Source organism: Streptomyces sp. NPDC048258 (genome assembly GCF_043201995.1).
Taxonomy (GTDB): Bacteria; Actinomycetota; Actinomycetes; order Streptomycetales; family Streptomycetaceae; genus Streptomyces.
In genome coordinates, this window is record NZ_JBICZH010000010.1 from 176,968 (window position 1) to 195,562 (window position 18,595).

The 18,595-nt window shown below is 69.9% G+C and carries 12 protein-coding genes; 5 read left to right on the plus strand and 7 right to left on the minus strand.

The annotated features are described in order from the left end of the window. Positions 1–62 precede the first annotated feature (62 nt). Positions 63–3,962 (plus strand): DNA-directed RNA polymerase subunit beta', encoded by a 3,900-nt coding sequence (locus tag ACGFYQ_RS23425; RefSeq protein ID WP_393746874.1) that lies wholly within the window; start codon positions 63–65, stop codon positions 3,960–3,962. 61 nt (positions 3,963–4,023) lie between these two features. On the opposite strand, the gene ACGFYQ_RS23430 is transcribed toward ACGFYQ_RS23425, so the two are convergent. From ACGFYQ_RS23430 to ACGFYQ_RS23460, 7 genes are all read right to left on the minus strand, one after another. Continuing rightward, on the minus strand, positions 4,024–5,328 hold the full coding sequence (locus ACGFYQ_RS23430) for a M48 family metalloprotease (RefSeq protein ID WP_393746876.1): 1,305 nt from the start codon (positions 5,326–5,328) through the stop codon (positions 4,024–4,026). A 27-nt stretch (positions 5,329–5,355) separates the two neighbouring features. Next, positions 5,356–5,901, minus strand: coding sequence for a Pycsar system effector family protein (locus ACGFYQ_RS23435; RefSeq protein ID WP_393746878.1), 546 nt, complete (start codon positions 5,899–5,901; stop codon positions 5,356–5,358). Beyond that, complete coding sequence (locus ACGFYQ_RS23440; protein WP_393746880.1) at positions 5,898–7,430, minus strand: hypothetical protein; 1,533 nt, start codon at positions 7,428–7,430, stop codon at positions 5,898–5,900. Before ACGFYQ_RS23440 ends, ACGFYQ_RS23435 begins: the two co-directional genes overlap by 4 nt. Positions 7,431–7,449: 19 nt before the next feature. Continuing rightward, a complete protein-coding gene (locus ACGFYQ_RS23445) occupies positions 7,450–9,561 on the minus strand; it encodes a hypothetical protein (RefSeq protein ID WP_393746882.1) in 2,112 nt (703 codons plus the stop codon). After that, the gene (locus ACGFYQ_RS23450; RefSeq protein ID WP_393746884.1) at positions 9,558–10,301 is read right to left on the minus strand and encodes a hypothetical protein; all 744 of its coding nucleotides are present in this window, start codon (positions 10,299–10,301) and stop codon (positions 9,558–9,560) included. Before ACGFYQ_RS23450 ends, ACGFYQ_RS23445 begins: the two co-directional genes overlap by 4 nt. Before the next feature lie 141 nt (positions 10,302–10,442). Further along, positions 10,443–11,156 carry a Crp/Fnr family transcriptional regulator gene (locus ACGFYQ_RS23455; RefSeq protein WP_393746886.1) on the minus strand — a complete coding sequence of 238 codons (714 nt, stop codon included), beginning with the start codon at positions 11,154–11,156 and terminating at the stop codon, positions 10,443–10,445. Positions 11,157–11,262: 106 nt separating this feature from the next. After that, positions 11,263–13,755 (minus strand): YfhO family protein, encoded by a 2,493-nt coding sequence (locus ACGFYQ_RS23460; RefSeq protein WP_393746888.1) that lies wholly within the window; start codon positions 13,753–13,755, stop codon positions 11,263–11,265. Positions 13,756–14,234: 479 nt separating this feature from the next. On the opposite strand from ACGFYQ_RS23460, the gene rpsL reads away from it, so the two are divergent. The 4 genes from rpsL to tuf all read left to right on the plus strand — a co-directional run bounded on the left by rpsL (position 14,235) and on the right by tuf (position 18,594). After that, positions 14,235–14,606 carry a 30S ribosomal protein S12 gene (gene rpsL / locus ACGFYQ_RS23465; protein ID WP_007265893.1) on the plus strand — a complete coding sequence of 124 codons (372 nt, stop codon included), beginning with the start codon at positions 14,235–14,237 and terminating at the stop codon, positions 14,604–14,606. A gap of 2 nt (positions 14,607–14,608) precedes the next feature. Then, entirely contained in the window at positions 14,609–15,079 is a 471-nt protein-coding gene (gene rpsG / locus ACGFYQ_RS23470; RefSeq protein ID WP_007265894.1) for a 30S ribosomal protein S7, read from the plus strand. A gap of 39 nt (positions 15,080–15,118) precedes the next feature. Beyond that, positions 15,119–17,251, plus strand: a complete 2,133-nt coding sequence (fusA, locus tag ACGFYQ_RS23475; RefSeq protein ID WP_393746890.1) for an elongation factor G — start codon at positions 15,119–15,121, stop codon at positions 17,249–17,251. 149 nt (positions 17,252–17,400) lie between these two features. Beyond that, positions 17,401–18,594, plus strand: coding sequence for an elongation factor Tu (tuf, locus tag ACGFYQ_RS23480; protein WP_362301459.1), 1,194 nt, complete (start codon positions 17,401–17,403; stop codon positions 18,592–18,594). Position 18,595: the final 1 nt, after the last annotated feature.

An 18,595-nucleotide genomic window follows, 5' to 3' on the forward strand; every position in this document is an offset into this window, starting at 1 on the left:
TCATCCCCGGGACCGTTCAGACCATGATTGAGACTCGACCCCGAAAGAGGGATTGACGCACAGTGCTCGACGTCAACTTCTTCGACGAGCTGCGGATCGGCCTTGCCACCGCGGACGACATCCGAACCTGGTCGCACGGCGAGGTCAAGAAGCCGGAGACCATCAACTACCGCACCCTCAAGCCCGAGAAGGACGGACTCTTCTGCGAGAAGATCTTCGGTCCTACCCGGGACTGGGAGTGCTACTGCGGCAAGTACAAGCGTGTCCGCTTCAAGGGCATCATCTGTGAGCGTTGTGGCGTCGAGGTCACGCGCGCCAAGGTGCGCCGTGAGCGGATGGGCCACATCGAGCTTGCCGCTCCCGTCACCCACATCTGGTACTTCAAGGGCGTCCCGTCGCGCCTCGGCTACCTGCTGGACCTCGCGCCGAAGGACCTCGAGAAGGTCATCTACTTCGCCGCGTACATGATCACGTTCGTGGACGACGAGCGCCGCACCCGCGACCTCCCGTCGCTGGAGGCCCACGTCTCCGTCGAGCGCCAGCAGATCGAGAACCGCCGTGACGCGGACCTCGAAGGCCGTGCCAAGAAGCTCGAGACCGACCTGGCCGAACTTGAGGCCGAGGGCGCGAAGGCCGACGTGCGCCGCAAGGTGCGCGAAGGCGCCGAGCGCGAGATGAAGCAGCTCCGTGACCGCGCCCAGCGCGAGATCGACCGCCTCGACGAGGTGTGGGCCCGCTTCAAGAACCTCAAGGTCCAGGACCTCGAGGGCGACGAGCTGCTCTACCGCGAGCTGCGCGACCGCTTCGGTACGTACTTCGACGGCTGCATGGGCGCCGCGGCGCTGCAGAAGCGCCTGGAGTCCTTCGACCTCGAGGAGGAGGCCGAGCGCCTCCGCGAGATCATCCGTACCGGCAAGGGCCAGAAGAAGACCCGTGCGCTCAAGCGCCTCAAGGTCGTCTCCGCGTTCCTGCAGACCAGCAACAAGCCCAAGGGCATGGTTCTGGACTGCGTGCCGGTGATCCCGCCGGACCTGCGTCCGATGGTGCAGCTGGACGGTGGCCGCTTCGCGACCTCCGACCTGAACGACCTGTACCGCCGCGTGATCAACCGCAACAACCGTCTGAAGCGCCTCCTCGACCTCGGTGCCCCCGAGATCATCGTGAACAACGAGAAGCGCATGCTTCAGGAGGCCGTGGACGCCCTCTTCGACAACGGTCGTCGTGGTCGTCCGGTGACCGGTCCCGGCAACCGTCCCCTGAAGTCCCTCAGCGACATGCTGAAGGGCAAGCAGGGTCGATTCCGTCAGAACCTTCTCGGTAAGCGCGTGGACTACTCCGCGCGTTCCGTGATCGTCGTCGGTCCCCAGCTGAAGCTGCACCAGTGCGGTCTGCCCAAGGCCATGGCGCTGGAGCTCTTCAAGCCGTTCGTGATGAAGCGCCTGGTCGACCTGAACCACGCGCAGAACATCAAGTCGGCGAAGCGCATGGTCGAGCGCGGCCGTACGGTCGTCTACGACGTGCTCGAAGAGGTCATCGCCGAGCACCCGGTCCTGCTGAACCGTGCGCCCACGCTGCACCGCCTCGGCATCCAGGCCTTCGAGCCCCAGCTGGTCGAAGGCAAGGCCATCCAGATCCACCCGCTCGTCTGCACCGCGTTCAACGCGGACTTCGACGGTGACCAGATGGCCGTGCACCTGCCGCTCTCCGCGGAGGCGCAGGCCGAGGCCCGCATCCTGATGCTGTCCTCGAACAACATCCTCAAGCCGGCCGACGGCCGTCCGGTCACGATGCCGACCCAGGACATGGTCCTCGGTCTGTTCTTCCTGACCACCGACGGTGAGCTCCGTGACGTCAAGGGCGAGGGCCGCGCGTTCGGCTCCACGGCCGAGGCGACCATGGCGTTCGACAACGGCGAGCTCGCGCTCCAGTCGTCCGTCGACATCCGCTTCCCGGTGGGCACCATCCCGCCGCGTGGCTGGGTGCCGCCGGTCGCCGAGGAAGGCGAGCAGGAGTTCCAGCCGGGCGACAGCTTCCGTCTGCGCACCACCCTGGGCCGCGCGCTCTTCAACGAGCTGCTGCCCGAGGACTACCCGTTCGTCGACTACTCGGTGGGCAAGAAGCAGCTCTCCGAGATCGTCAACGACCTGGCGGAGCGCTACCCCAAGGTCATCGTGGCGGCGACGCTCGACAACCTGAAGGCGGCCGGCTTCCACTGGGCGACCCGTTCGGGCGTCACCGTGGCCATCTCCGACGTCGTCGTGCCCGAGGCCAAGAAGGCCATCGTCGCGGGCTACGAGGCGATGGACGAGAAGGTCCAGAAGCAGTACGAGCGCGGTCTGATCACCAAGGACGAGCGCACGCAGGAGCTCATCGCGATCTGGACCAAGGCGACCAACGAGGTTGCCGAGGCGATGAACGCGAACTTCCCCAAGACGAACCCCATCTTCATGATGGTTGACTCGGGTGCCCGAGGAAACATGATGCAGATGCGACAGATCGCCGGTATGCGTGGTCTGGTGTCGAACGCGAAGAACGAGACCATCCCGCGTCCGATCAAGGCGTCCTTCCGTGAGGGCCTCACCGTTCTGGAGTACTTCATCTCCACGCACGGTGCCCGTAAGGGTCTGGCGGACACCGCCCTGCGTACCGCCGACTCGGGTTACCTGACCCGTCGACTGGTGGACGTCTCGCAGGACGTGATCATCCGCGAGGAGGACTGCGGCACCGAGCGCGGCCTGAAGCTGAAGATCGCCGTTCGCGGCGAGGACGGCGTGCTGCGCAAGGCCGACGACGTCGAGACCTCGATCTACGCCCGCATGCTGGCCGAGGACGTCGTCATCGACGGCAAGGTCATCGCGCCGGCCAACGTCGACCTCGGTGACGTGCTCATCGACGCCCTGGTCGCCAACGGCGTCGAGGAGGTCAAGACCCGCTCGGTCCTGACCTGTGAGTCCGCGGTCGGCACCTGTGCCTTCTGCTACGGACGCTCGCTCGCCACCGGCAAGCTGGTCGACATCGGTGAGGCGGTCGGCATCATCGCCGCCCAGTCCATCGGTGAGCCCGGTACCCAGCTGACGATGCGTACCTTCCACACCGGTGGTGTGGCCGGTGACGACATCACGCAGGGTCTGCCGCGTGTCGTCGAGCTCTTCGAGGCCCGTACCCCGAAGGGTGTCGCCCCGATCTCCGAGGCCGCCGGCCGCGTGCGGATCGAGGAGACCGAGAAGACGAAGAAGATCGTCATCACGCCCGACGACGGCAGCGACGAGACGGCCTTCCCGATCTCGAAGCGCGCCAAGGTCATCGTGTCCGAGGGTGACCACGTCGAGGTGGGCCAGAAGCTCACCATGGGTGCCACCAACCCGCACGACGTGCTGCGCATCCTCGGCCAGCGTGCCGTCCAGGTCCACCTGGTCGGCGAAGTCCAGAAGGTCTACAACTCGCAGGGCGTGTCGATCCACGACAAGCACATCGAGATCATCATCCGGCAGATGCTGCGCCGCGTGACGATCATCGAGTCCGGCGACGCGGAGCTCCTGCCGGGCGAGCTGGTCGAGCGGTCGAAGTTCGAGACCGAGAACCGTCGTGTGGTCACCGAGGGCGGTCACCCCGCCTCCGGCCGTCCGCAGCTGATGGGTATCACCAAGGCCTCGCTCGCCACCGAGTCGTGGCTGTCGGCGGCGTCCTTCCAGGAGACGACCAGGGTTCTGACGGACGCGGCGATCAACGCCAAGTCCGACTCCCTGATCGGCCTCAAGGAGAACGTCATCATCGGTAAGCTCATCCCGGCCGGTACGGGCCTCGCCCGCTACCGCAACATCCGGGTGGAGCCCACCGAGGAGGCCAAGGCCGCGATGTACTCGGCCGTCGGCTACGACGACATCGACTACTCGCCCTTCGGCACCGGCTCCGGCCAGGCTGTCCCGCTGGAGGACTACGACTACGGCCCGTACAACGGCTGAGTCGGACCAGAGCAGTAACCGCAGGGCGGTCACCCGAGAGGGTGGCCGCCCTGCGGCGTTTCTACTGGCGGGGCGGCTGGAGGTACGGCTGGAGGTGGTGCAGCCGGGTCCGGTGGTCGGGGTGGGTGGAGAGCAGCCGGTCCAGGGTGCCGGGCTCGGTGAACGGCTTCCCGGTCTGGACAAGCACCGCGTGCTTCTCCTGCTCCTCCTGGGCCATCACCCCGTGCAGCATCTGGGCGAGCATCGGCGCGAAGCCGAGTACGGCCGCGTGTTCGTCGGCCCGCAGCTCGGCGCGCCGGCCCACCGCGGCCGTCAGGTAGGGCATCACGAGGAGCAGCAGCGGGAGCCCGTAGGTGGCGGTGATCGTCAGGAGGGTGAACAGGCCGACGAAGATGATCACGAATCCGGCGGCCAGGTAGGAGAAGAAGCTGGTGAACCGGATGACGAACACGGTCACGGCCCGGATGACCTGCCAGGCGATCCGCCCGGGCAGGGAGTACCACCAGCCCAGCAGCCCGGACCAGGCGTGGCCGCCGGTGTGGTGGCCGAGCTCGTGGGCGAGCACGGCCGCGAGCTGGGACTTGGGCAGGTTCTCCAGGGCGTACCGGGTGACGCCGACGATGTGGCCGGCGGCCGCGTACGCGTTGAGGTGGTGGGTGTCCTCGATCCACAGCTCGTAGCGGTCGCCGTCGACGCCGGCGCGGGCCGTGACCTCGCGCCAGACCGGGGAGAGCGCGGCGAGCTCGTGGGGGAGCGGGCGCTGCAGACGCAGCAGGTGGCGGGCGAAGAAGTCCTCGCTGGGGCGGTGGAAGACGAGGGCCCCGGAGGCGATCCAGAGCAGGGTGGGGACCCAGTAGGGCAGTCCGGACAGGGCCTCCAGGATCGTGGCGAGGAGCAGGACCACCATCAGGCTCATCAGGAACCCGGGGACGTGCAGCGCGAGCTGGCCGAAGGCGGTGGCGTCCGCGCTGCGCTGGTGCGCCTTGAGGTGGACGCGGGTGCCGGGGGCGTTCTGGTACTCCAGGTCGTCCAGCGGCGCCGGGGTCGGCGGGGCGGGCGGTGCGTGTAACGGGGCCGGCGGGGCCGCGGGGGCGGGCTGGTACTGGGGGTACGAGGGCTGCTGCTGGGCCTGCGGTGGCTGCTGGTACTGCTGGTAATGCGGGTACTGCGGGTACGCGGGGGCCTGGGGCGGAGGCGGCTGCTGCTGCGGGTACGTCGGTCCCTGAGGCGGCTGCTGCTGCGGGTAGGCGGGTGCCTGAGGCGGCTGTTGCTGCGGATACGCCGGAGGTGGCGGGCTCTGGGGGTACTGCGGGCCCTGCGGGTACTGGGGACCCTGCGGGTACTGGGGTTCGGGTGGCTGGTTCACGGTGAATCCTTCGTCGTATCGGGGACGTCAGCCGATGAGCAGGGAGGCGGGGAGCAGTACCGCGCCGGCGCAGAGGGCGAACAGGCCGGTCCTGATCCACTGGTGCTTGCGGGCGGCGATCCGGCTGTTTTCCGCGAGCGCGGCCATGAGCGAGGCGGCGGGGTCGCGGTCGGTGTCGGCGAGGGCCTCGGCCAGGCGGCCCTGGCGGACCGCCGAGCGGATGTCGCCGAAGTACGAGAGCGGGGAGCCCGGCCGCCACTCGGCCGAGCGGTACCGGGGCAGCACCGCCAGCAGCAGGGCGAGCAGGGCCAGGGCGAGTGCGGCGGCCCCCGCCCACCAGACGGCCGTGCCGGGTGCGGAGAGCGAGCCGGGCCGCCAGCCCTTGCCGGCGAGCAGGGCGCTGATCACCCCGGCGGTCATCCCGAGGGCTCCGACCAGCACCGAGGCCTTGCTGTCGGCCCGGGCTATCTCGGCGCGCACGTCGGCGAGCAGCCGGGTGGCGGCCTCCCCGCCGGGCGCGGGCGCGGGTGCGGGCGGTGTCGGGGCCGGGGCCGGGGACTGCGTCGCGGTCACGGCTGCGGCCTTTCCTCGTCGGGCTGGGCCTGGGCCTGGGGCTCGGGCTGGGACTCGGGCTCGGCCGCGGGGGCGGGCGGCTGTACGGGAGCGGTCCCGTACCCGGGCGGCGGCTCCCACTGGGCGAACGTCGGGGACGGTCCGTACGGCGCGGGCTGCTGCGGTGCGGCCGGCGGGTAGCCCGGTACCGGCACACCCTGCACCGGCGGGCCCGCGGGCGCGGGCGGCTGGGGTGCGGCCGGGCCGTAGCCCGGTACGGGGACGCCTTGCACCGGCGCTCCGGGCGCGCCCGCGGGCGGCTGGGGTGCGGCCGGGCCGTAGCCCGGTACGGGGACGCCTTGCACCGGCGGCCCGGGCGGGCCTGCGGGCGGCTGGGGTGCGGCCGGGCCGTAGCCCTGGGCGGGTACGCCCTGCATCGGCGGCCCGGGCGGGAGCTGGCCCGGGTAGGGCGGGGTCGGGTCGTGGGGGACGCCGGGGAGGCGCTGGTTCAGGATGTCGTTCATGGCCCGCAGCGCCAGCTGCTTGGGTCCCTGCAGCTCGTGCCGCTCGGCCCCGCCGTCGCTGAGCACCTGGCTGACCAGGCTCATCTGGTCCCGGATCATCTGGAGCTGGTCCTCGCGCATGGTCCGCATGACGAGGGCCGAGTCCTCGGGGTGCTGGGCCAGGTGCAGGGCCCACGCGTGCACGCCGCCCTGCTCCAGGTGCCACTGGTAGAAGGCGATCTTCTCCGCCTCGACCCGCTGGAGCTCCGCCTGCTGACGGCTCAGCTCCAGGCGCTGCTGGTGCTCCCACTGCTGCTGCCGCAGCACCAGCTCGTGCTGCCGGCCCCCGTACGCCAGCGCCCGCTCGGTGGTGAGCTCGTCCTGCTGGCGGGCCCGCTGGTCGAGCTGGACGTCGTAGCGCATGCCGAGCTGCTCGGTGAGGATCTGCTCGTCGGTGCCGTGGTGGATGGCCTGCATGCGCAGCTGGTGGTCGATGTTCTCCTGGTCGCGCCGCAGCCGGACGGTCCAGGAGGTCTGGAGCCCGCACGTCCGGCCGAGCGGGCCGGCCGCGGGCAGCGCCCGCAGCAGTTCCACCTCGGCCTCGGCGCTCTGCGCGATGGAGAAGCGCCGGGCGACCGGCCGTGCGGCCTGCTCCAGCTCACCGAGCAGCAGCCGGGGCACGTCGCGGTGACGGCTCTCCACGAACCGGGCGGGGTCCGTCACCTGCCAGCTGATCTCCACGACCACGACGAACTGGAACGCGTCGTTATCGCTGGGGAGCTCGACCTCCGACCGGATGTGGTGGACTCCCGTGTCGACTTCGTAGACCGCCGTGTAGCCGCGGGTGGAGCCGGGCCGCTGCGGCGGCAGGAAGGCGACGTACCCGCCCTTGGCGGTAGAGAAGACCAGGGCGTGGTCGATGCGGGTCTGCAGCTTGCGGAAGACCTCGAACCGCCCCAGCTGCTGGACGGTGATCACCGGGTCGATCAGCTGGGTGCGCCGGTCGGCCGGCTGCTCCCAGTCGGGGTGGCGGCGGGGATCGGACATCGTGCGGCTTCTCCTCGGTTCAGTGGGTCGGCAGTACGGTCAGCAGGCGCTCGGAGACGGCGGGTACCAGCCCGTCCTTCCCGAAGGTCAGCAGGTGGAGCAGCCGGTTGCGCTCGTCGGTGCGGGTGACCAGGGCGGGCAGCAGGGCGGCGAGCGCCCATTCGGTGGCGTGGTCGCGGTCCGCGGCCACCACCCAGTCGTGCAGCAGATCGAGGGGGCTCTCGATGCTGAAGCCGTCGAGGGCGGCCCGCCACAGGGAGGCGATGCCCTGGGCGGACTCCGGCCTTCCGGTGACGGCCCGGGCGTACCAGTCGAGGACCAGCGGGCGGCCGTGGGGCTCGTCGCCCTCGGTGTGCCGGCAGGCGCGCAGGAAGCCGTTCAGCAGGACGTGGACGGCGACCACGTCGTCGTCGCGCGTGCGCAGCAGTTCGGCGAGGACCTCGTCGCGCGCCTCGGAGAGGAGCAGCAGCTCGACGGACTGGGCGACTTCGGCCTGCGACTCCGGGTCCTTGTTGAGCGTGCGGGCGACGGCGCGCAGTGCTTCGACGGTTTCCGTCGGCCGCTCTTCGCCGATCAGCCCGTGGACGCGGATCGCGGCCCAGCGCAGGCGCAGGTGGCTCGTGTCGTCGGCGCACCAGCGGTCGATGATCCGCGGGATGTTCGGGGTGCCGATGATGTGGGCGAGCGTGAGGGCGTTGACGGCGCCGATCCGCAGCCACGGGCGGTCGGACAGCGCCCATTCCTCGATGACCAGGGCCATCGCGGAGGGCAGGTCGTGGAGGGCGAGCACGGCGACGGTGGACGCGGCCCGGGTGCGTACGAAGGACCGCCCGTCGGCGGCGAGCAGCCGCAGCCAGCCGACCAGCGCGGGGCGGGCGGACGGGTGGCCGGTCCACACCTCGCGGAGCAGGACCGCCGCGAGGCGGTCGTCCTGGAAGGCGGCCATCGACTGGGTGACCGGGCCCCACTCGGTCTGCTCCTCCTTCGGGTAGCGGATGGCGCGGGCCAGCTGGAGGCGCTTGGCGGGGTTGGTGCCGAAGACGGGGACGGCCGCGGGCACATCCGGGTCCTCGGTGCGCTGGAGGAGGCCGAAGAGGAGGTCGCTGAGCTCGGCGGTGAGGGCGTACGGCCCTTTGTGGAAGGCGGCGAGGGCGACGAGGAAGGCCTTCTCCCGCAGGTGGAGCGTCCCGTCCTGGTCCTCGAACCACTCCTGGATCTGCTGCTCCAGGGCGCCCTGGGAGAAGGTCTCGATCTCCGACGGGTCGCCGCCGTGGAGGGAGTGGCGCCCCAGTACGGTCGCGAAACGCGCGGCCTCGCGGAGCTGGTGGTGGCTGTTCAGGAAGTCGGTGACGGCGGGCAGGGCGAGCAGTCGCCGCAACTCGCCTTCGTCGTCCACCTGGGCGCGCAGCGAGGAGCGCAGGACGGCCGCCGTGCCGGGAGGCTGCCAGGGGTGGCCCGAGATGCCCTCCAGGTGGGTGTGCGGGCCGGCGGTGATCACCAGGAAGCTGTGGTCGTCGAGCTTGTCCCTGGCGGCCAGCAGGTGCGTGTCGCGCAGCGGCTGGCGCCGCGTGGTGATCGGGTCGCACAGGACGTACCCGCGCGCCTCTCCGGTGCCGAGCCGGTCGGCCAGGTCCTCGGGGGAGGTGCTGCGGTCCAGCGAGTGGACCGACGTGGTGCCCAGGCGCCGCAGCAGCAGGAGCGCGGCGGTGCGCCGGCCGGTGAAACGGGGGCCGGTGAGCACCAGGACGCGCTCCTTGCGCAGCTGCTCCAGCAGGTCCTGGAAGTTGCTGCCGTCCTCGACGAACACCTGGTCGAGACGGGCGAGAGTGGCTCTCGGGACCTCGCCGGAGGTGTGCGCGGCGCCGCCGACCGTCACGTGGTTCACGGTGACGCCGCCGTGGAAGGTGCCGCCGCTGATGCCCTGGTTGAGGCCGCCGAACTGCCCGCCGCCGACGCCGGCGCGCATGGCGTCGGGGATGCCGCGGAAGAGGTCGCGCCGGGCGTCGTAGGCGCTCTGGGGCGCTTCCTCCGCCGGAGCCGGAGCTGCGGCCGCGGCCGCAGGCTCGGCCGGGGATTCCGCCTGGTCCGGGCCCTCGGCCGGTACCGGGGCCTCCGCCACAGGGGTGCTCATCGGCGGTCACCGCCGCCCAGCTGGATGTCACCGAGGAAGGTGCCGCCGTTGATGCCGTAGTTGGTGCCGCCGAACTGCCCGCCGCTGATCTGGTTCGCCGACCGGGCCGCCGTTGCTGCCCCGTTCCTGGCGCCGGAGTCCCCCTCGGGCTCCGGCGCCGGGCCGCCCTTCGGCAGGGGCCCGTACAGCCACGCGCCCAGCGGGCCGTTCTTGCTGGGCATGGTGACCGCGGTGAATTCCTCGGCCGGGATCCCGGTGTGGTTGTGCCGCACGATGCCGGCGTACACCGGCTCCGAGACGCAGAGCGCGTAGTCGTCCGTACGCTCGCGCAGGGCTTCCTTCAGGGGTTCGCCGTCCAGCAGCCGGCAGGCGTGGTTGAGGTCCGTGCCGACCCAGCCGTCGAACTCGTCGATCGCGACGTACCCGGTCGCGAGCACGGCCCGCAGCCGGATCTGCGCCGAGCTGGCCGCCAGCCGGTTCACGGCGCGCAGCTGGGCGGGAACCTCGGTCAGCAGGGCGCGCAGCAGTGTGGTCAGCGGAGCGCCCGGGTCGATCAGCTCCATGATCGCATCGCCGCGGTCGGCGCGCAGCCGTAACGTCTGGTCGATACCGGCGGCCAGCAGGGTCCGGTCGACGACGTCGTAGAGCATCCGGCGGAGGAAGGCCTGCTGGACGTCGTCGCGGTCGCTGTAGCGCTCGGTGTCGACCAGGAGGATGGTGCGGGGGAGTGGGTCGTTCATGATCGCCTCTCGTGGTGGATCCCGGCGGATCCCTGCTGTGACAAGAGAGTGGGGCAGGCGGGTGCGCCGCCGTGAGGGCGGATGACGCACCCGGAGTGTGACGCCGTGCACTGAAGGCGCGGTCAGCCCCTGCGGGTGTGGCTAGGCCGGGGGCTGCGACTGCGCGATCCGGCGCAGGACGTCCGGCCGTACGATCACCAAGGCCCGGCGGCCGGTGATCACGACGCCGCGTTCGCGGAGCTCCTTGAGCTCCCGCTGGACCATCTCGCGGGAGGCCCCGACGGCCCCGGCGAGCTCTTCCTTGGTGAGCGGAACGGTCAGCTCCACGCCTGCGGGGGTGGCGCGGCCGTGGGTTCTGGCCAGGTCCAGGAGCAGGACGGCGAGGCGTTCGCGCACGCTCAACGACGCGAACTCCAGGCGGCGCCGGTCGGCGGCGCGGGTGCGGTCGGAGGTGAGGGCGAGCAGTTGGAGGGCGACCGCGGGGCAGGCGGCGAGGAACGCGCGGAACGCCTCGTGGTCGACGGCCACGGCCCGGACCGGCTCCAGCGCGGTCACGGTGGCGGAGCGGACGCGCCCGGTCAGGGCGGCGGACTCGCCGAGGATGTCGCCGGGCCCGCGCAGGGCGAGCAGCGCCTGGTAGCCGTTGGGGGCGGCGATGGTCACCTTGGTCCAGCCGTGCAGGACCAGCAGGACGTGCGACGAGGGCTCGTGCTGGTGGATCAGGCGGTCGCGCGGCGCGAAGGCCAGTTCACGGCCGAGCGCGCGTAACGCCGTACCGTCCTCGTGCTCCAGCCGGGCCAGGAAGGGGACCCGGTCGTCCAGCCCTCCGTCGCCCGGGAGGTTCTCCACAGCCATGCGGCCCCCCGCCCCGATGCGTCAGGGCGGTCAATGTACTGACCGCGGGCCCCTCGCAGATCCGGAACCACGAGATTGGAGCCGGACGATCACGGACAGTGCCCGGTCACGCGCTCCCGCCCGCGCGGCGTCGGCGCGCGCCCGCCACCGTGACCGAGACCAGGGCCAGGAGGGCGAGGGTGGCGGCGGCGAGGCCCGGGGTGAGGCCCTTGGGGGTGAAGGTGCAGGAGACCTTCTTCGCGCCGGGGGCCAGGGGCAGCGACACCAGGCCGTGGAAGTCGCGCACGGGGGCGGAGCACTGCCAGCCCGGGATGTCGGTCATCGCGAAGACCGCGGTGCCGGCGGCGCCCTCGGGAAGGGTGGCCTCGATGGTGTGGCCGCCCGCCTTGACCTCGGTGGCCCCGCCGGCGCTCAGCCGGGCGACGGCCTGGTCGAGCGCAGCACGGTCCAGGCAGCCCAGCGGGTGGTCCCCGGCGGTCGCGCCCTGTGTACGGGTGTGCACGGTGACGTCGAGCCGGCCGGAGGCGGGGACCCGGCCCAGCGGGATCACGCCGGACATCTGGTCCTCCAGCTGCCGTTCGGCGCCGCCGGTCCGGAGGGTGCCGTAGAGCTCGGGGGAGTACCAGTAGGCCTCGGAGCCGGGGGCGCACCGGGCCGCGTACGTCTGCTCTGTGGCGCTGCCGCCGCGGGTGACCTGCGGGACCTGGTAGACGGTGGCGCCCAGGACGTTCTCCTGGCGGGCGTAGACGCTGCCCGCCGGGTTCGGCGAGGTGTAGGGGGCGGAGCGGACCGTGACCAGCGGGGGCGCGGGGAAGGTCGAGCCCGTCCAGCTGCCCGGGGCGGTCCCGGGGCGGACCCGCGCACCGATCGAGAAGATCGCGTCGAGCACCGGGTTGTCGGCGCCGAAGAAGGTCCGGCCGTCGTTCTTGAAGCCGTAGCCGAGGGGTTCCAGCGCCCGGTACGTGGCCTCCGGGAGGTAGCTGCTGTAGTACTGCGGGCCCTCGGCGCGCAGGGCGAGGGCGTCGTTGTACGAGGTCTGCGGCGCGCCCGAGTCGGTCCGGTGGGCGGGCCAGCCGTCCACCCGCCGGACGGCGTCGTAGTGGTCGGCGATCGACCGGTTCGAGGTGGCGGTCGGCTTCGCCCAGCGTTCGCGGGCCCGGCGGGCGTCCGCGTTGGCCGCCGCCACCGTGGACTCGGCGAAGACCACGCCGACCATGAGGACGGCCGCGACGGGGATCAGGTACCGGCGCTTCTCGCCCAGCGCGAGCAGGATCAGCGCCAGCAGCGACAGGACCCCGCCGCCGAGCACCGCGGGCCAGGTCCAGCCGCCGAAGTCGTCGGTGTGCCGGAGTGCGAAGGTGGCCGCGACCAGCAGGCCGGCGGTGAGCGCGAGGTGGAGCGGACGCGGCCGGTGGGCCAGCGCCAGCCAGGCCAGGACGACCACCATGCCGCTGAAGACGAAGGCCTCGCGGTACGGGTTGCCGTTGGGCACCGCCAGCCCGTGCCACACGTACTGCGTGGGCGGGAACTGGAACGAGGCGACCACCAGCAGGGTCGCGGCCGCCCACACCAGGCGGGTCTTGCGCGCCAGGGCGGCGTTGAAGACGAAGGAGCCCGCCAGGATCAGGCCGAGCGAGGCGATGTACAGGCGCGGACGCCCGCCCCACAGGTGGGTGGCCGGGAGCATGCCCGCGAGGAAGACCTCGATCCGGACCGGGTCGAAGGCGGCGGCCTGGGTGGGCTGTGCCGAGCCGCTGGACAGGAACGACGGCAGCAGGAGCGGCAGGGTGAGCAGCACCCCGGTCGCGGCGGCCGTAGAGACCCGCCACAGGGCGCGCAGCTGCTGCCCGCCCGTCATGTCGCGGGTGATCAGGCGGATGGCCAGCAGGACGCAGGCGGCCATCGTGGCCATCATCGCCGTGTAGAAGTTCCCGTACCAGGCGAGCGCGACCAGCAGGGCCGCGCCCGGCCAGCGGCGCCCCTCCAGGCACCACTCGACGGCGATGCCGAGCAGGGGGAGCGCGACCAGGCCCCACAGCCACATGGGGATGTACGAGGCGTCGCTGAGCGCCCAGCCGCACAGGCCGTAGCAGGCGCCGAGGACGCCGCGCTGCCACCACGGGCCCGGGTGCAGCTTGCCGAGGTACACCGTCATCAGGGCGGCGGCGGTGCCCATGGTGAGCGGGGTGAGCGCGAAGACGGCGAGGTCGACGTGGGCGCGCGGGACCAGGACGGTCAGCCAGGAGAACGGGTTGCCGAGGTACGTGTAGTAGTCGGACAGGAACTGTTGTCCGAAGCCGCCGCGCCAGGTGAAGAGCACGTCACCGGCGGCCTGGCCGTGGACCAGGTCCCACAGCGCGCGGTGGAAGGGCACGTACTGGTTGGCCTGGTCGTTGATGGCCCGGCCGGTGTCGCCGAAGGGGAAGGTGCCGCGCGCCACCCAGGCGGCGCAGAACGCGCCCGAGGTGATCAGGAAGGCGAGCAGGGGCCCGTACAGCGGGGCGAGCCGAGGACGCCGGCGGCGGGGGGAGGGGAGGTCCCGGGCGCTGTCGGGGCGCGGGCTGTCCGCCGTGACCGGCTCCGAGGTGACCGTCCCCAATGTCCCGCTCCCCTGATGGTCGTGCCGTTTGGGCTGAATCGCTGGGCAGTTTAGGGGGCCGGTGCGGGGCCGCGTGCGGGGGCTCGCGCATGTGCTCGTACGGGGCCGCCGCGGGGCCGGCCCTCTTGGGGGGACTGACCTGGGCGTCTTTACCACGCCTCTACCACATGTGCGAGTCGGCGGGGCCGCACGGGGGTGTCGCCCATGCGGCGCACGGGTCGTGGCGATCTCCCCGCTCCGGCGGCCGGGCTTTTGTTTTGACCGGAGTGGTTGCGGTAGGTACGCTCAGACCTTGTGCCTGGGGTGTGCCTGGGCTCCCGTGCGTGTCCATCAACCGCAGGAGAGCCCGTATCGGCCACCGCGATCCATGCGTTTCCGTGCTTGCGCGGAGGTCCGCCGGATCCGACACACCCGACCGCGTGGGTCGGCAAATGTTCCAGGTTAGCTTCACTACACGGCACACAGAAACCGGAGAAGTAGTGCCTACGATCCAGCAGCTGGTCCGTAAGGGCCGGCAGGACAAGGTCGAGAAGACAAAGACCCCCGCGCTTGAGGCTTCGCCCCAGCGTCGCGGCGTCTGCACGCGTGTGTTCACGACCACCCCGAAGAAGCCGAACTCGGCGCTGCGTAAGGTCGCGCGTGTGCGTCTGACCTCTGGCATCGAGGTCACCGCTTACATTCCGGGTGAGGGACACAACCTGCAGGAGCACTCGATCGTGCTCGTGCGTGGTGGCCGTGTGAAGGACCTGCCGGGTGTTCGTTACAAGATCATCCGCGGTGCGCTTGACACCCAGGCTGTCAAGAACCGCAAGCAGGCCCGCAGCCGCTACGGCGCCAAGAAGGAGAAGTAAGAATGCCTCGTAAGGGCCCCGCCCCGAAGCGCCCGGTCATCATCGACCCGGTCTACGCATCTCCTCTGGTGACGTCGCTCATCAACAAGATCCTCCTGAACGGCAAGCGCTCCACCGCCGAGCGCATCGTCTACGGCGCCATGGAAGGCCTCCGCGAGAAGACCGGCAACGACCCGGTCATCACGCTGAAGCGCGCGCTGGAGAACGTCAAGCCGTCCCTCGAGGTCAAGTCCCGCCGTGTCGGTGGCGCGACCTACCAGGTCCCCGTCGAGGTCAAGCCGGGTCGCCAGTCGACCCTGGCCCTCCGCTGGCTCGTGGGTTACTCCCGCGCCCGTCGTGAGAAGACCATGACCGAGCGCCTCATGAACGAGCTGCTCGACGCCTCCAACGGTCTTGGCGCTGCCGTCAAGAAGCGCGAGGACACGCACAAGATGGCCGAGTCCAACAAGGCCTTCGCGCACTACCGCTGGTAGTCCCAACCCACATCGAGACCGAGAGAAGACTGAGCCGATATGGCTACCACTTCGCTTGACCTGGCCAAGGTGCGCAACATCGGCATCATGGCTCACATCGACGCGGGCAAGACGACCACCACCGAGCGCATCCTGTTCTACACCGGTGTGTCTTACAAGATCGGTGAAGTCCACGACGGCGCTGCCACGATGGACTGGATGGAGCAGGAGCAGGAGCGCGGCATCACGATCACGTCCGCCGCGACGACCTGCCACTGGCCGCTCGAGGACGTCGACCACACCATCAACATCATCGACACCCCGGGTCACGTTGACTTCACGGTCGAGGTGGAGCGTTCGCTCCGCGTCCTCGACGGTGCCGTCACCGTGTTCGACGGTGTCGCCGGTGTGGAGCCGCAGTCCGAGACCGTTTGGCGTCAGGCGGACCGCTACGGCGTGCCGCGCATCTGCTTCGTCAACAAGCTGGACCGCACCGGCGCCGAGTTCCACCGCTGCGTCGACATGATCAAGGACCGCCTTGGCGCGGTTCCGATCGTCATGCAGCTCCCCATCGGTGCCGAGATGGACTTCACTGGTGTCGTCGACCTCGTCACGATGAAGGCGTTCGTCTGGTCCGCCGAGGCGACCAAGGGCGAGATGTACGACGTCGTCGACATCCCGGCCACGCACACCGAGGCTGCTGAAGAGTGGCGCGGCAAGCTGGTCGAGACCGTCGCCGAGAACGACGACGAGATCATGGAGCTCTTCCTGAACGGCGACGAGCCGTCCGTGGAGCAGCTGCACGCCGCCGTCCGTCGCATCATCCTGAACAGCGGCAAGGGCAAGGGCGAGCCCACGATCACCGCGGTGTTCTGTGGCACGGCGTTCAAGAACAAGGGCGTTCAGCCCCTGCTCGACGCCGTCGTCCGTTACCTGCCGTCGCCGCTGGACATCGAGGCCATCGAAGGCCACGACGTCCGCGACGCCGAGGTCGTCGTGAAGCGCAAGCCTTCCGACGAGGAGCCCCTCGCGGCTCTGGCGTTCAAGATCATGAGCGACCCGCACCTCGGCAAGCTCACCTTCGTCCGGGTTTACTCGGGCCGCCTGGAGGCCGGCACTGCGGTGCTGAACTCCGTCAAGGGCAAGAAGGAGCGCATCGGCAAGATCTACCGCATGCACGCCAACAAGCGTGAAGAGATCGCCGCGGTGGGCGCCGGTGACATCGTCGCCGTCATGGGCCTGAAGCAGACCACCACCGGTGAGACGCTGTGTGACGACAAGGCACCCGTGATCCTGGAGTCCATGGACTTCCCGGCTCCGGTCATCCAGGTCGCCATCGAGCCCAAGTCCAAGGGTGACCAGGAGAAGCTGGGTGTCGCCATCCAGCGTCTCGCGGAGGAGGACCCCTCCTTCCACGTTCACTCGGACGAGGAGACGGGCCAGACCATCCTCGGCGGTATGGGCGAGCTGCACCTCGAGGTGCTGGTCGACCGTATGAAGCGCGAGTTCAAGGTCGAGGCCAACGTCGGCAAGCCGCAGGTGGCCTACCGCGAGACGATCCGCAAGGCCGTCGAGCGTCACGACTACACCCACAAGAAGCAGACCGGTGGTACCGGTCAGTTCGCCAAGGTGCAGATCGCGATCGAGCCCATCACCGAGACCGACGGTCCGGCGTACGAGTTCGTGAACAAGGTCACCGGTGGCCGCGTGCCGAAGGAGTACATCCCTTCGGTCGACGCCGGTGCGCAGGAGGCCATGCAGTTCGGCATCCTGGCCGGCTACGAGATGACGGGCGTTCGCGTCACGCTTCTCGACGGTGGCTACCACGAGGTCGACTCCTCCGAGCTCGCGTTCAAGATCGCCGGTTCGCAGGCCTTCAAGGAGGCCGCGCGCAAGGCTTCTCCCGTGCTCCTTGAGCCGATGATGGCCGTCGAGGTCACCACGCCCGAGGACTACATGGGTGACGTCATCGGCGACATCAACTCCCGCCGTGGCCAGATCCAGGCCATGGAGGAGCGTCACGGCGCTCGCGTCGTGAAGGGCCTCGTGCCCCTTTCGGAGATGTTCGGCTACGTCGGAGACCTCCGCAGCAAGACCTCGGGTCGCGCCAGCTACTCGATGCAGTTCGACTCCTACGCCGAGGTTCCCCGGAACGTCGCTGAGGAGATCATCGCGAAGGCCAAGGGCGAGTAACTCTTCCGAGTTCACGCTTTAGGCTTGCCACCGGAGCCTCTGGGGCAACAGGAGGAAATCTCCCGTTGCCCCGGGGGAGCCGGCTATCCAGCAAAGATCACCTGGCGCCGATCTGTAAGGCGTACAGAACCACTCTCAGGAGGACCCCCGTGGCGAAGGCGAAGTTCGAGCGGACTAAGCCGCACGTCAACATCGGCACCATCGGTCACATTGACCACGGTAAGACGACCCTCACGGCCGCCATTACCAAGGTGCTGCACGACAAGTACCCGGACCTGAACGCGGCCTCGGCCTTCGATCAGATCGACAAGGCTCCTGAGGAGCGCCAGCGCGGTATCACCATCTCCATCGCGCACGTCGAGTACCAGACCGAGGCGCGTCACTACGCCCACGTCGACTGCCCGGGTCACGCGGACTACATCAAGAACATGATCACCGGTGCCGCGCAGATGGACGGCGCGATCCTCGTGGTCGCCGCCACCGACGGCCCGATGCCGCAGACCAAGGAGCACGTGCTCCTGGCCCGCCAGGTCGGCGTTCCGTACATCGTTGTCGCCCTCAACAAGGCCGACATGGTGGACGACGAGGAGATCCTGGAGCTCGTCGAGCTCGAGGTCCGTGAGCTGCTCTCCGAGTACGACTTCCCGGGCGACGACCTGCCGGTCGTCCGCGTCTCCGCGCTGAAGGCGCTCGAGGGCGACAAGGAGTGGGGCGACAAGCTCATCGGCCTCATGGACGCCGTCGACGAGGCCATCCCGACCCCGCCGCGTGACACCGAGATGCCGTTCCTCATGCCCGTCGAGGACGTCTTCACGATCACCGGTCGCGGTACGGTCGTCACCGGCCGTATCGAGCGTGGTGTCCTGAAGGTCAACGAGACCGTCGACATCATCGGTATCAAGGAAGAGAAGACCACCACCACGGTCACCGGTATCGAGATGTTCCGCAAGCTGCTCGACGAGGGCCAGGCCGGTGAGAACGTCGGTCTGCTCCTCCGTGGCATCAAGCGCGAGGACGTCGAGCGCGGCCAGGTCATCATCAAGCCGGGTTCGGTCACGCCGCACACCGAGTTCGAGGCCCAGGCCTACATCCTGTCGAAGGACGAGGGTGGCCGTCACACCCCCTTCTTCAACAACTACCGTCCGCAGTTCTACTTCCGTACCACGGACGTCACGGGTGTCGTCACCCTGCCGGCCGGCACGGAGATGGTCATGCCGGGCGACAACACCGAGATGACGGTCGCGCTGATCCAGCCGGTCGCCATGGAGGAGGGCCTGAAGTTCGCCATCCGTGAGGGTGGTCGTACCGTGGGCGCCGGCCAGGTCACCAAGATCACGAAGTAAT